Below are 13,920 nucleotides of genomic sequence, written 5' to 3'. Positions count from 1 at the left end.
TATAAAATTTGCTGTTCATTTTCTTTTAAGAATGTTAAAATAATGAGGAAAATTTATAAGTAGAGGTGTTTGACTTGCAAAAAACGGAAATCAATTCCTTTCGAGGTGGTATCCATCCACCTTATAATAAGGAATTAACGAATGCCGTTCCGGTTCGGAAAGCGAAAGAACCTGCAGTTGTCACGATCCCTATGTCTTTACATATCGGTGCGCCTTGCAAACCGGTTGTTAAAAAGGGAGACACCGTTTATATGGGACAAATGGTTGGTGAAGCCACAGGCTTTGTGTCTTCGCCAGTGTTTGCCAGTGTCTCTGGGACGGTAAAAGCTGTAGAGGAACGTCCGCATCCAAACGGGAACAACGTGCTTTCAGTTGTCATCGAATCCGATGGAAAAGATACCGTTGACCCTGCCATCCAGCCGTACAAACCTTATACGGAGTACAGCTCAAAGGAAATCATCGATATCATCAGAGATGCCGGTATTGTCGGTATGGGTGGGGCAACTTTCCCAACTCACGTCAAATTGACCGTCTCGCCGGATAAACACGTTGATACCGTGATTTTAAACGGCGCTGAATGTGAACCTTATTTGACGGCTGACGATCATTTGATGCAGGATCATCCAGATCGCGTGGTGAAGGGTCTTCAGATTGCGATGCGCGCTTTAAATGTGTCAAAGGGCGTGATTGCCATTGAAACTAACAAACCACAGGCGATCGAAGCTGTTGCGAAAGCGGCAGAAGGATTAGACGGCATTGAAGTCCAAAGACTTGCGACGAAGTATCCGCAAGGGGCTGAAAAACAATTAATCACCGCAATTACGGGTCGAGAAGTCCCAGCGGGCGGCCTGCCGGCAGATGCTGGTGTGGTGGTCATGAATGTCGGAACAGCAGCTCAGGTTGCGCATACTTTTGAAACAGGCATGCCTTTAATTGATCGTTACGTCACCTGTACAGGGGATGCAGTGAAAGAACCCTGCACGATGTTAGTGAAGGTCGGCACACCTTATCAGGAAGTGATCGACCAATGCGGCGGCTTTTCTAAGAAGGTTGGAAAAGTGATTTCCGGCGGCCCGATGATGGGGGTCGCGATGCAGCGCACGGATGTTCCGGTTATGAAAGGGACTTCCGGTATTTTGTGCTTGTCGAAGGAAGCAGCTTATATCCCAGAACCAACAGCGTGTATCCGCTGCGGCAGATGCGCGTCGGTATGCCCGATTCATCTGCAGCCGTTTTTGATCAGTGCGTTTGCTCAGAAAAAACGCTGGGACCGCTGTGAAGAATTCCACGCGCTCGACTGTATTGAATGCGGGAGCTGCTCGTTTATTTGTCCGGCTAAACGAACCATCGTTTCGTCAATTCGCGTTGGCAAGCGTCAAGTTCAAGCTGAAAGAAAAAAGAAGGCGGTGAAGTCTAATGGATAATGAAAATATGATGTTGACAGTCTCATCTTCGCCGCATATCCGTGCGAAAGCGACCACCGCGGGCATTATGCGTGACGTCGTCATCGCGTTGATCCCGGCTTTGATTGTGGCGGTGATTGTGTACGGCGCAAAGGCGCTGTTGATTGTAGCGCTGTGTGTGGCGGCCTGCGTGGCATCTGAAGCCATTACAGAAAGAATCATGCACCGCGATGTAACGATTAACGACTGCAGTGCAGTGGTTACAGGGATTCTTCTGGCATACAACCTGCCAATTCAGGCACCGTGGTGGATGTGCATCGTTGGCAGTGTTTTTGCCATTGTCGTCGTCAAACAAATTTTCGGCGGCTTAGGCCATAACTTTGTCAACCCGGCTTTAGCTGGACGTGCATTTCTGCTGTCCTCCTGGCCGACACATATGACAGGGACTGCTTTTATTCCGCTCACAGATACCGTAACATCGGCAACACCGCTGGGTCTTTTGAAAGAAGGGGCCAATTTGTCGAAGCTGCCGAGCAACCTGGATATGTTCTTAGGCCTGCACGGCGTATACGGTGCCATCGGTGAAATTTCAGCGTTAGCACTGCTGATCGGCGGCGTTTATCTGATTATTAGAAAAGTCATTAATTGGCGCATTCCTGTAATCTATATCGGCACCGTCGCACTGCTTTCTTTCCCATTTGGACAAGATCCGATTTTCATGATCTGCTCAGGCGGGCTGATGCTCGGCGCGATCTTCATGGCGACAGATTACGTCACGTCTCCGACCACAGCGACAGGTCAGGTGATTTACGCAGTCGGGTGCGGGCTGATGACGATGCTCATCCGTATGTTCGGGGGCTATCCGGAAGGGGTTTCCTACTCCATTCTTTTGATGAACGTTGCGACGCCGCTGATTGAACGATTTACCAGACCGAGAGTTTACGGTTACGAAAAAGAAAAAAGCGAATGAGAAGGTGTGAGTCATGGAAAAAGATAAAATAGATGTAAAACACGTTGTTCACGTCGCTTTAGTCCTTTTGATTATTTCTGCAGTTGCGGCAGCATTGCTCGGCATGACCAACGCTGTGACAAAATCGAGAATTGCGAAACAGGTAGAACAGACTAATATTGAAGCGCGTCAGAAAGTCTTAAAGGGCGCGGACAAATTTACGGAAGTCAAAGACATTAAGTCGATTGCGAAGAAGGCAGCGAAATCCAACGCTGGCATTGTCAACGAAGCCTACAAAGGCTACAAAAACGGCAAGCTGATTGGATATACCGTCAAGGTCTCACCAAAGGGATATGGCGGCGAAGTGGAACTGCTCTTCGGCTTTAATACATCCGGAAAGACGACCGGGATTACAGTTATTTCAAACTCGGAAACCGCTGGCCTCGGGGCTAGATGTACAGAACCGAGTTTCCAGAAGCAGTTTAAAGGCTTGTCCGCAGATACCACTTATACGGTTGTAAAACACGGAAGCAAAAACTCGGATAATCAGATCGAAGCGCTTGCAGGTGCAACCATCACGTCCAGAGCGGTTACACTTGGGTTAAATACATCCGATCAAGTGTATAAAGTTCTTTCTCAGGAGGCCAAATAATGAAAAAAATTAAATATTTTACAAACGGTATCCTCGATGAAAACCCGATTTTTCGTTTAGTTCTGGGAACCTGTCCGACGCTGGCCATTACAACGGCCGCGATGAATGGGATTGCGATGGGGGCTGCGACAACTTTCGTTTTGATCTGCTCGAATCTTGTCATCTCGTTACTGCGCAATGTGATTCCAGATAATGTGCGAATCCCGGCTTTTGTCGTCATCATTGCATCTTTTGTTACGATCGTTGATATGGTGATGCACGCATTTATGCCTGCGATGTACGATACGCTCGGCATTTTCATTCCATTGATCGTTGTTAACTGTATCATCATGGGGCGTGCTGAAGGATTTGCTTATTCTCATGGCCCGATCGATTCTATTCTGGACGGCGCCGGGATGGGTGTCGGATTTACACTCGCTGATACCTTTATCGCAGCGGTCCGCGAATTAATCGGGGCTGGTTCAATCTTTGGCATTCACCTGATGCCAGCAGGCTATCAGCCAGCATTAATCTTTATCTTGGCTCCAGGGGCTTTCCTGACTTACGGGACTTTAATGGCGATTCTCAATCAGGTCGGCATTAGCCGTAAAAGAGCTAAAGCTAAAGCTGCTGCTGAAAAAGTAGCAGCCAGCGAAGAAGTTGTTGCAGAATAAGCGTAGCAAAGAGAAGGAGCATGCATTATGCAAATTTTTACAATTTTAATTGCCGGCGTATTCGTCAATAACTTTCTTTTGTCGAGATTTTTGGGGATTTGTTCATTCTTAGGGGTTTCAAAAAAGGTTGATACTTCCATCGGAATGGGCATTGCCGTTATCTTCGTTATGACACTGGCTTCGGCAATTACTTATGTCATTCAGTACGGTATTTTATCTAAATTAGGACTGGAATATCTGCAGACGATCGCGTTCATCTTAGTCATTGCGGCTTTGGTTCAGCTGGTCGAAATGTTCATCAAAAAGACGAGTATGTCTTTGTATCAGGCGCTGGGGATTTACCTGCCGCTGATTACCACAAACTGTGCGGTTTTGGGTGCTTGTACATTGAACATCCAGAACAACTACAATTTTATCGAATCAGTCGTCAGCGGCGCTGCTGGCGGTATTGGGTATACGCTGGCCATCGTTTTGATGGCGGCCATTCGTGAAAGAGCTGAAGTCTCAGACGTTCCGGAAGCACTTCAGGGATTTCCAATTACGATGATCACAGCGAGCTTGATGGCCATCTCGTTCCTCGGATTTTCTGGTATGCTATAAAGAGAAAGAAGGAGGAAGATAAATGGCAAGTCAAATTCTTGTTCCAGTTATTATATTAGGCGTAATCGGGCTGATTATCGGCGTTGCACTGGCCATTGCGTCCCAAAAATTAGCAGTTAAAGAAGACGAACGCATTCCTCAGGTTCGTGCCGTATTGCCTGGCGCAAACTGCGGCGGCTGCGGCTATCCAGGCTGTGACGGATGTGCGGCAGCTATTGTCAAAGGCGAAGCGCCGGTTAACGCGTGCCCTGTTGGTGGTGCTGCAGTTGCTGAAAAAGTCGGTGCCATCATGGGAGAAGCGGTTACTGACGCGATGCCTAATGTGGCACAGGTGCTCTGCGGCGGCGACTGCGATAAGGCGCCGAGACAGACAGAATACTACGGATTGAAAGACTGCAACGAAGCTGTCGTCGCAAATGGCGGGCCAAAAGGCTGCCGTTTTGGCTGTATCGGCTTAGGCTCCTGCGTATCTGTCTGCGAATTCGATGCCCTGTACATGACGGATAAAATGATCCCGAATGTCAATATTGAAAACTGCGTCGCTTGCGGAAAATGTGTCGACATCTGTCCAAAAAATGTCATGACGCTGATTCCAAAAGATCAAATTGTTCACGTCGACTGCCAGTCGAAAGAAAAGGGAAAACTGGTTCGCGCCAATTGTGAAGTCGGCTGTATTGGCTGTGGCATGTGTGAAAGAACCTGCATGTTCGACGCCATTCACGTTCAGAACAATTTAGCCGTGATCGATTATTCAAAATGCTCAAATTGCGGCGCCTGCGTCAAGAAATGTCCGACCCACGCTTTGATTAAAGAAGGCCGGAAGGTCGCACCGCGCAAAGGATTAAAACCTGTTAAAAAACCTCAGCCGAAACAAAAACCGGCTGAAGCCTAAAGCAGACAAAAGAGCTGTCAATTGTACAATTGACGGCTCTTTTTTTTTGTAATAAGATAGAGAGAACGCAAGAAAGCTTAGGAGAATTGAATGAATCAGATATGTTATTTAGATAATGCGGCGACGACGAAGTCCGCGCCGCAGGTCGTCGAACGGATGATGAAAAGCTTTCAGGAAGATTATTTTAATCCGTCGGCGATGTATAAACCAGGACTGACCGAAGAAAAAGTGATACAGGGGTGCAAGGCCCATTTAATGGCTGCGATTCACGGGAAGGGAGACGCAGAACGCCAGATTATATACACATCAGGCGGCAGCGAAGGCGATAACCTGTTGATTCGCGGCATTTTAGACAGAAAACGGCCAGCTCTTTTAGAAAATGGAACGATCGTGACCACTGCGATCGAACATCCAGCTGTGAGAGAAGTCTTTTTAGACTACGAAAAACGCGGGGTGAAAGTGATTTGGCTTCCTGTGGATGCAGAAGGCTTTGTCAATCCTAAGGATTTGACCCAAGCGGTTGACGCGCATACGCTGCTCGTTTCGATCATGGGCGTCAACAATGAATTGGGGACTTTCCAACCCTTAGAGACATTTGGAAAAATCATCAAGGATCAGAATCCTGACTGTTTTTTCCATTCTGATTTTGTACAGGGCTTTATGAAATGCCCGATTGACATTGAAAAGGCAAAGCTTGACGGCGTGACGCTGTGCGGTCATAAAATCAACGGGCCCAAGGGAATCGGCGCGGTCTATCTGAGAGAAGGATGGCCGATTAAACCGTTGATTTTCGGCGGCGGGCAAGAACACGGCCTGCGCAGCGGGACGGAAAATGTTCAGGGCATTGTCGGATTTGACGAAGCAGTTAAGTTCTGGGAATCGCCCGAGGTTATCGAAAGGCTTTGTCAGTATCGGAGCTACGTTGCCGACACGCTGACAGAGGCCTTAGAACACGTTAAAATTCTCGGCCCTGAGGATGAAGAAAGACGCAGTCCAGCGGTGATGAGTGCCGCCATTGACGGGGTAAGAGGCGAGGTCCTCCTCCACGCTTGTGAAGCACAGGGGGTTTATATTTCAACAGGCTCAGCCTGTTCGACGCACAAAAAAGAAAAACACCAGGTTCAAAAAGCCATCGGGTTGTCCCCGAGTTATACAGAAGGCACGATTCGGATTTCTTTCTCGGCACTGACGACTTTTGATGAAGTAAAACGGGGCGTTGACGTCATCGTCGAAGAAGCGCAGAAGCTCAGAAAATTCGCAAAATTTATTAAGTAAAGGAACAATGATGGAAAACAGAGAACACGTTATTCTTGTACGGTACGGCGAGATCGCTTTAAAAGGGCTAAACCGCCACACTTTTATTGATTTGTTGGTCAAAAATATCCGAGGCGCGCTCAGCCATTTAGACAGCGCGGAAGTGAAGAAAATTCAGGGCCGCATTATCGTACATATCAGCGACGACGAATTAGATCAGGGTGTAGAAGCGGTCAGCCGTGTATTCGGCGTCGTCTCACTGAGCCCGGCGACCGTTGTCGCAAGCCAGATGGACCAAATCGAACCGGTTGTTTTAGAAGAAGCGGACCGCGCGCCCTTTGACAGTTTTAAAATATGTGTCAAACGTTCGGACAAGCGTTTTCCGATGACATCCCCTGAAATTGGACGGCATTTGGGCGGCGTGGTCCTCAAACATTATGACGGTCAAGGGAAAAAAGTCAAAATGAAAGGCGCAGATCGCGAAATTTGGGTCGAAGTGCGCGAGTCGGCATACATCTATTCGGAATTTGTCAAAGGACGCGGCGGCCTTCCGGTAGGCTGTTCTGGGCAGGCGACACTGCTCTTATCCGGTGGGATTGACAGTCCTGTAGCGGGTTATATGATGGCGAAGCGCGGTGTCAAGCTGACGGCTGTGTATTTTCACAGTTTTCCGTTCACATCGGATCGTGCGAAAGAAAAGGTTGTTGAGCTTGGTCGGATTATGACACGTTACACAGGACACTTCGATTTGTACGTGGTGCCTTTTACGGATATCCAGACCAAAATCGTTCAAATTTGTCCGGAACGGCAGACAACCTTGATTATCCGTCGGTTCATGATGCGCATTGCTGAAAAGATCGCAAAACAAACGGGATCGTTGTCGCTGATCACCGGCGAAAGTCTTGGGCAGGTGGCGAGCCAGACTCAGGAAAGTTTGTCCGCGACAGGCAGTGTGGTTGACATGGAAGTTCTCAGACCTTTAATCGGCATGGACAAACAGGAAATTGTTGAAATCGCACAGGATATCGGCACTTTTGAAACGTCCATTCTGCCCTATGAAGACTGCTGTACGATTTTCGTGCCAAAGCATCCGGAAACCCATCCAAATTTAAAGAAGATTGCTGCAGGTGAGGCCGGTATGATGGATGATGCGGAACGTATGATTCAAGAGGCTGTGGATCAAGCTGAAAAGATCCGACTGTAAATCAATATATAATTATTTGAACGTTTTCAAAAATTCCTGTATAATTGATTATAATCATCACATTGAAGAGGTTTAAGCGTTGGGCCGAAAAGCTGAAAAGAAGAGAGATTTAATTTTAGAACAGGCAAGAAAAATATTTTTAAGCCGCGATTTTGATCAGGTGACGATGACGGCGATTATCGACGCGTGTGGCATCAGTCACGGCGGGATTTACCGCTATTTTGCGTCACCATCAGAAATCTTCCTAACGCTTTTTGAACGCGATTCCCATGCGCTTTTAGACGCCGTATCGATTTCGATGTGGGAGCAGCGTTCGGCTGTCGAGATCATAAAAGAAATTTTCAGCGTTTATCAAAAAGCAATTTGGGATTCGGAGCCTAACATGATGGATCGCTACAATTTGTTTTTCAAAACCCATCCTGAAAAGAGAGAGGTTAAACGAAAGCAGATTGACCGTTTAATCCAAACAATTGAACAGGTTTTGGTGTATGGCGGTGAAAAGAAAGAGATCAAACAGGTTGATTCGGCTTTTTGGGCCAATCAATTCGTATATTTTCTGGAGAGTCTTCATCACAACGTTTCGGTCATCGGTTTGACACAGAATGAAGTGCAGGAACAATTTACACGCTGGCTTGAGCAATTAAAAAACAATTAATTTAGGAGATCAGCCATGGATGCGCATTCGAAACGTCAAAAGCGGCACAGGATTAAAATCCTGATTGGTGTTGTCGTCATCGGGTTGTTGGTTGCGGTTTACGGTGTCAGGTCTTATCAGAAGAATGAACTGCTGTTGTCTAAATCTACCGCGCAGTCAGAGCAGGAGACATCTTCTGAGACGTCCAGTTCAAAAATTTACGTTCACGTGACGGGCGCGGTCAATCAGCCGGGTGTTTATCAATTAAAAGCGGATGCCAGAGGTATTGATGCGGTCAATGCGGCGAAAGGACTGACCGGCGATGCAGACGGAGACGCAGTTAATTTGGCGTCAAAACTAAAAGATGGACAGAAATTAAACATCCCGACGAAGTCGCAGACGCAGCAGGTTCAGACGGCTGGAACGGCTTCAGAGGCAAAGGTCAATCTCAATACGGCGACGAAGGAACAGCTTATGGCACTGCCGGGAATCGGAGAAGTTTTGGCGCAGAATATCATTGACTATAGAGAAAAAAACGGTGCATTCAGCGATCCGGCTGAAATTAAAAATGTCAATCGAATAGGTGATAAATTGTACGAGCAATTGAAGGATTTGATTGTCGTATAGGATCAAGCAAGATCAAGTCGTTCACCCTAAAATGGGTGAGCGACTTTTTTCTTAAGAATAAATAAATTGCATATAAATTTATATAAAATGATTGACAAAATAAATAAATGAGAGCATAATTATACCTGAGGTGGGAGATATGAAGAAAAGCCTATACAGCTTGACATTATTTGATGATATTGTCGAGCAGATTGACGATCTGGCTTTTGCTCAAGGCACAAATCGTTCCCAAATGGTCAATGATATATTGGCAAGTTATCTTGGAATCAAAACACCAGAGCAAAAAATTCATTCCGTTTTGGAATCAATCAGTGAAAATATGGCCGGAGAACTCAATGTCAATCACACCAATCAAAATAATAGCATCTATTTTGGAAAGAGCTTAAAGTACAAATACAGGCCTAAAATCATCTATATGTACGAATTTAAAAATGAGAATGATGGTCAGTACGCTGTACTGAAAATCAGCTCAAGAACGCAAAATCAAAGTCTCAACGCGTTGTTCAATGATTTTTTCAACCGCATCAGTGTGATTGAACAAAATCATCAGCAGCCGGATTGCGACAGCGGCAATGAACAAACCAATCACAAGTTTGTTCGCGCCTTTAAGCATGCAGGATCGATTCAACGCGATGAAAAAAATTTAACGGATTATCTGACAAGATATCTAAAAATGATTGATTCTGCGATGGATCATTATTTTGACAGTACAGAGCAAGACGACCTCAACGATCGATTGGACTCAATCTACCGTTATTTCTTTAATAATTAGGTGTTTTATTGTTTGGTCGATTGTGACATAAGGAAAAATGAAAGAGTAAAGTAAGAAGGTGAAAAATATGGACATGAATGCTTTCACAAAAAAATCGCTGGAAGCCATTAAAAATGCGGAAATGATCGCATCGGAACATCAGCATCAACAGATTGAAACCGATCACTTGATGTCTGCGCTGCTCTCGCAGGAGGGCGGGCTGGTTCCGAGAATTATGAGCCGGTTGGGCAAACCGATCGATGAGATGAAACAGTATATCGATCGGGAAATCGATAAACGCCCAAGTGTTTCGGGACCGGGTTCTCAGCCTGGACAGATTTATGTCAGTCCAGAAATGAATCAGGTACTCAATGAATCCTTTCAAATCGCTCAGAATCTGAAAGACCAGTACGTGTCTGTGGAGCATCTGCTTCTCAGTATGTTCAGCCTGCCGGAACACAATGATGTGAAAGAAATGCTGAATCAATTCGGCATTAACCGCTCAGCAGTTGAAAAGGTGGTGAGTGAAATGAGAAATGGACAAAATGTGACAAGTGATAATCCTGAAGAAACCTACGAAGCCTTAAAACAATATGGTCACGATTTGGTTCAGGATTGTATTGACAATAAACTGGATCCTGTAATCGGCAGAGACAATGAAATACGCCATACCATTCGAATTCTGTCGAGAAAAACAAAGAACAACCCAGTTCTAATTGGTGAACCTGGGGTTGGGAAAACTGCGATTGTCGAAGGGCTGGCTCAGCGGATTGTCGCAGGCGACGTGCCGGAAGGCCTGAAAAACAAGCGCATTATTTCTTTGGATATGGGCGCTTTGGTCGCAGGGGCTAAATACTGCGGTGAATTTGAAGAAAGATTTAAAGCTGTTTTGAAGGAAGTGAAGGATTCAAACGGCGAAATTATCTTATTCATCGATGAACTGCACACCATTGTCGGCGCTGGGAAGAGCGATGGCAGCATGGATGCGGGCAATATGCTCAAGCCGATGCTGGCCAGAGGCGAACTGCATTGTATTGGCGCGACAACCCTGGACGAATACAGAAAATACATCGAAAAGGATCCCGCTCTAGAAAGACGGTTTCAACCGGTTATGGTCGATGAACCGACTGTGGAAGACACCATCGCGATTCTGCGTGGCTTGAAAGAACGGTATGAAATTTTTCACGGAGTTAAAATTTCAGATAACGCGATCGTCGCGGCGGCAACATTATCTGACCGCTACATTACCGACCGTTTCCTTCCAGATAAGGCCATTGACTTGATCGATGAAGCCTGCGCGATGATTCGGACAGAAATTGACTCGATGCCGGAAGAAATGGATGAGATCAACAGAAAGATCATCCAGCTTGAAATCGAAGAATCAGCACTGAAAAAAGAAGACGATCAATTAAGTCAAGAACGGCTGGCAAAACTGCAGAAAGAACTGGCTGACGATCGAGAAAAATTCGATGCCATGAAGGCGCAGTGGGAAGATGAAAAACGATCGGTGGATGAAGTTCAAAATATCAAAGAACAGATCGATCAGTTGAATCATCAAATTGAAATGGCGCAGAGAGATAACGATCTCGAAAAAGCTGGAGAACTTAAATACGGCGAACTGCCAAAGCTCAAGGCTAAAATGAAAAGCATTGAAGACTCCGCCAGCTCTCAAAGCGATCACGAAGAACATTTGATTCGTGAAGAAGTGGGTGAAGAAGAAATTGGCGAAATTATCTCGAATTGGACAGGGATTCCTCTGAGCAAAGTGATGTCCGGCGAAAGAGAAAAGCTTCTCAAATTGGAAGATACCTTAAAAGAACGCGTCATCGGCCAGGAAGAACCGATTAAAAAGGTGACAGACGCCATTTTGAGGTCGCGGGCCGGCATTAAAAATCCAAATACACCAATTGGCTCCTTCCTCTTCCTAGGGCCGACAGGTGTTGGGAAAACTGAATTGGCGAAAGCTGTTGCGGCTAATTTGTTTGACTCCGAAGACAACATGATCCGGATTGATATGTCCGAATATATGGAAAAATTCTCAGTCAGCCGTTTGATCGGGGCACCTCCAGGATACGTCGGCTATGAAGAAGGCGGTCAGCTGACAGAAGCCGTGCGCAGAAAACCGTATTCTGTCATTCTGTTGGATGAAATTGAAAAGGCACATAAGGATGTCTTTAATATTCTGCTCCAGATTTTGGATGATGGGCGTGTGACTGATTCTCAGGGGCGCGTTGTGGATTTCAAAAACACGATTATCATCATGACCAGCAACCTCGGGAGTGAATACATTTTGGACGGGATTGACGCCAATGGAGACATCAAGCCGGAAACACAGGAAACAGTCAAAAAGCTGTTAAAAGAATATTTCAGACCGGAATTTTTGAACCGTATTGATGAAATCATTCTGTACAAACCGTTGTCGAAAGATACAGTGGGCAAGATTGTCGATTTGATGCTGAAAGATGTGCGCAAGCGTTTAAGTGAACAGCAACTGGATTTCAAACTGACACCGGACGCAAAACAAGCGATCATCGATCAAGGATACAATCCATCCTTTGGTGCAAGGCCGATGCGTCGATTCATTCAGCAAAATATCGAAACACTCTTGGCTAAGAAAATATTAAAAGGCGATTTAAGCCAGGGCGATGTCATGGTCGTCGATTATGACGGACAGCATTTCTACATTCAATAAATGATTTAATTTGATGAAGCGTTCACTTTATGTGGACGCTTTTTTCTTTACATTAAGTCTATTTTAAGGTAAACTTAAATGAATTACGGAAAGAGAATGGAGGAATACAATGGGTTCTGTAAATCCTATTGAGTTGGGCATATTTATTGCCTACTTAGTCGTTTTGATTTTTATCGGCCTGAAATTTTATAATGCTTCTTCCGATTCATCGGAAGGCTTCTTACTTGGTGGCCGAGGACTTGGAAGCTGGGTGACCGCTTTTTCGGCACAGGCTTCTGATATGAGCGGTTGGCTCTTGATGGGGCTGCCGGGCGCCATTTATTTAGGCGGTGTGCCTCAATTATGGATTGGAATCGGTCTTTTCATAGGGACGTGGATCAACTGGAAGATGGTCTCCGAAAGACTTCGCGTTTATACCGAAGAGGTCGATGCCATCACATTGCCGACGTTTTTTGAAAAAAGATACAAAGATCCGACAGGTGCTTTAAAGACGATTTCAGCCATTATCATTTTATTTTTCTTCACGATTTACTGCGCTTCGGGAATGGTCTCTTCGGGTAAACTTTTTTCGACGATGTTTGGCATTAACTACAATGTGGCCGTGTTAATCGGCGCGGTAGTTATTATCTCCTATACGTTTTTAGGTGGCTATCTGGCGGTATGCTGGACGGACTTAATTCAAGGGATCTTGATGGTCATCGCGATCGCGGTGGTTCCGATTTTGGCCATGATTGAAATGCACGGATTTGGTACGACCAGAACGGCTATGGCGAGCCAGCATCTTTCAATGTCGCTTTTCGGCAAAGGCGTTACGGCAGCGACCATTATTTCCGCAGTTGTCTGGGGATTAGGGTATTTTGGCCAGCCACATATTTTGGTTCGTTTCATGGGAATCGACTCTGTTAAAGATATTCCAAAGGCGAGAAAAATTGCCATTGTATGGTGCTTGATTTCTTTAACTGGTGCGCTTTTAGTTGGTCTTCTTTCAATCCCACTGTTTAAAGGACTTTCCGGTGGCAAGGAAGAAACGGTATTTATCTTGATGATTCACAGATTCTTCCCGGTTTGGATTGCAGGGGTCTTCCTGGCGGCGATCATGGCAGCGATCATGTCAACCATCGATTCTCAGCTTCTGGTTTGTTCATCCGTCTTATCTGAAGATCTTTCAAAACTGATTTTCAAAAAAGAATTATCCGATCAGCAGGCGGTCAAAGTGGGACGCTGGTCAGTCATTGGCGTTTCAATCATTGCACTCTTAATTGCGTTTAATGGGAATTCGACAGTTATGAGCCTGGTTTCTTATTCATGGGGTGGTTTTGGCGCAGCATTTGGCCCATTGGTTCTGTTTGGCCTCTACTCTAGAAAAACAAGCTGGCAGTCCGCTTTATCAGGTATGATTGTAGGCACACTGGTTGTTATTTCGTGGAAAGCAACAGGACTTTCCGCTACATTATTTGGAACAGGCATTTATGAAATCCTGCCAGGTTTTGTTGCCAATGTCTTAACTATCTTGATTGTTAATCATTTTAAGGCCCCTGAAGCAGAAGTAGTCGATGAATTTGACGAAATGATCGATCGTTACGAAAAGGCTAGAGCATAATATTGTTTT

The 13,920-nt window shown here is 45.7% G+C and carries 13 protein-coding genes; all 13 read left to right on the top strand.

Annotated features, from left to right (window positions below; all coding sequences use genetic code 11):
- The first annotated feature begins 74 nt into the window (after window positions 1-74).
- Window positions 75-1,424, top strand: a complete 1,350-nt coding sequence (rsxC, locus tag QZX60_RS01780; RefSeq protein ID WP_295360692.1) for an electron transport complex subunit RsxC — start codon at window positions 75-77, stop codon at window positions 1,422-1,424.
- The gene (locus QZX60_RS01775) at window positions 1,417-2,373 is read left to right on the top strand and encodes an RnfABCDGE type electron transport complex subunit D (RefSeq protein ID WP_295360690.1); all 957 of its coding nucleotides are present in this window, start codon (window positions 1,417-1,419) and stop codon (window positions 2,371-2,373) included. The genes rsxC and QZX60_RS01775 overlap by 8 nt, the downstream gene beginning before the upstream one ends.
- 13 nt (window positions 2,374-2,386) lie before the next feature.
- Window positions 2,387-3,004, top strand: coding sequence for an RnfABCDGE type electron transport complex subunit G (locus QZX60_RS01770; RefSeq protein WP_295360688.1), 618 nt, complete (start codon window positions 2,387-2,389; stop codon window positions 3,002-3,004).
- Complete coding sequence (locus QZX60_RS01765) at window positions 3,004-3,657, top strand: electron transport complex subunit RsxE (RefSeq protein ID WP_295360686.1); 654 nt, start codon at window positions 3,004-3,006, stop codon at window positions 3,655-3,657. The genes QZX60_RS01770 and QZX60_RS01765 overlap by 1 nt, the downstream gene beginning before the upstream one ends.
- A gap of 27 nt (window positions 3,658-3,684) precedes the next feature.
- Window positions 3,685-4,257, top strand: a complete 573-nt coding sequence (locus QZX60_RS01760) for an electron transport complex protein RnfA (protein ID WP_295360684.1) — start codon at window positions 3,685-3,687, stop codon at window positions 4,255-4,257.
- Window positions 4,258-4,279: 22 nt separating this feature from the next.
- Window positions 4,280-5,149 carry an RnfABCDGE type electron transport complex subunit B gene (locus tag QZX60_RS01755; RefSeq protein WP_295360683.1) on the top strand — a complete coding sequence of 290 codons (870 nt, stop codon included), beginning with the start codon at window positions 4,280-4,282 and terminating at the stop codon, window positions 5,147-5,149.
- A gap of 90 nt (window positions 5,150-5,239) precedes the next feature.
- Window positions 5,240-6,424 carry a cysteine desulfurase family protein gene (locus QZX60_RS01750; RefSeq protein ID WP_295360681.1) on the top strand — a complete coding sequence of 395 codons (1,185 nt, stop codon included), beginning with the start codon at window positions 5,240-5,242 and terminating at the stop codon, window positions 6,422-6,424.
- Window positions 6,425-6,431: 7 nt separating this feature from the next.
- Window positions 6,432-7,607, top strand: coding sequence for a tRNA uracil 4-sulfurtransferase ThiI (thiI, locus tag QZX60_RS01745; RefSeq protein WP_295360679.1), 1,176 nt, complete (start codon window positions 6,432-6,434; stop codon window positions 7,605-7,607).
- Window positions 7,608-7,686: 79 nt separating this feature from the next.
- Complete coding sequence (locus tag QZX60_RS01740; protein ID WP_295360677.1) at window positions 7,687-8,262, top strand: TetR/AcrR family transcriptional regulator; 576 nt, start codon at window positions 7,687-7,689, stop codon at window positions 8,260-8,262.
- Window positions 8,263-8,277: 15 nt separating this feature from the next.
- The gene (locus QZX60_RS01735; RefSeq protein ID WP_295360675.1) at window positions 8,278-8,868 is read left to right on the top strand and encodes a helix-hairpin-helix domain-containing protein; all 591 of its coding nucleotides are present in this window, start codon (window positions 8,278-8,280) and stop codon (window positions 8,866-8,868) included.
- A gap of 139 nt (window positions 8,869-9,007) precedes the next feature.
- On the top strand, window positions 9,008-9,640 hold the full coding sequence (locus tag QZX60_RS01730) for a CopG family transcriptional regulator (protein WP_295360673.1): 633 nt from the start codon (window positions 9,008-9,010) through the stop codon (window positions 9,638-9,640).
- A 67-nt stretch (window positions 9,641-9,707) separates the two neighbouring features.
- The gene (gene clpB / locus QZX60_RS01725; RefSeq protein ID WP_295360672.1) at window positions 9,708-12,311 is read left to right on the top strand and encodes an ATP-dependent chaperone ClpB; all 2,604 of its coding nucleotides are present in this window, start codon (window positions 9,708-9,710) and stop codon (window positions 12,309-12,311) included.
- A gap of 109 nt (window positions 12,312-12,420) precedes the next feature.
- Window positions 12,421-13,911 carry a sodium/proline symporter PutP gene (putP, locus tag QZX60_RS01720; RefSeq protein ID WP_295360670.1) on the top strand — a complete coding sequence of 497 codons (1,491 nt, stop codon included), beginning with the start codon at window positions 12,421-12,423 and terminating at the stop codon, window positions 13,909-13,911.
- Window positions 13,912-13,920 lie beyond the last annotated feature (9 nt).

The organism is uncultured Pseudoramibacter sp. (genome assembly GCF_903789625.1).
GTDB lineage: Bacteria > Bacillota > Clostridia > Eubacteriales > Eubacteriaceae > Pseudoramibacter > Pseudoramibacter fermentans.
This window is presented reverse-complemented; position numbering and strand designations above follow the sequence as displayed.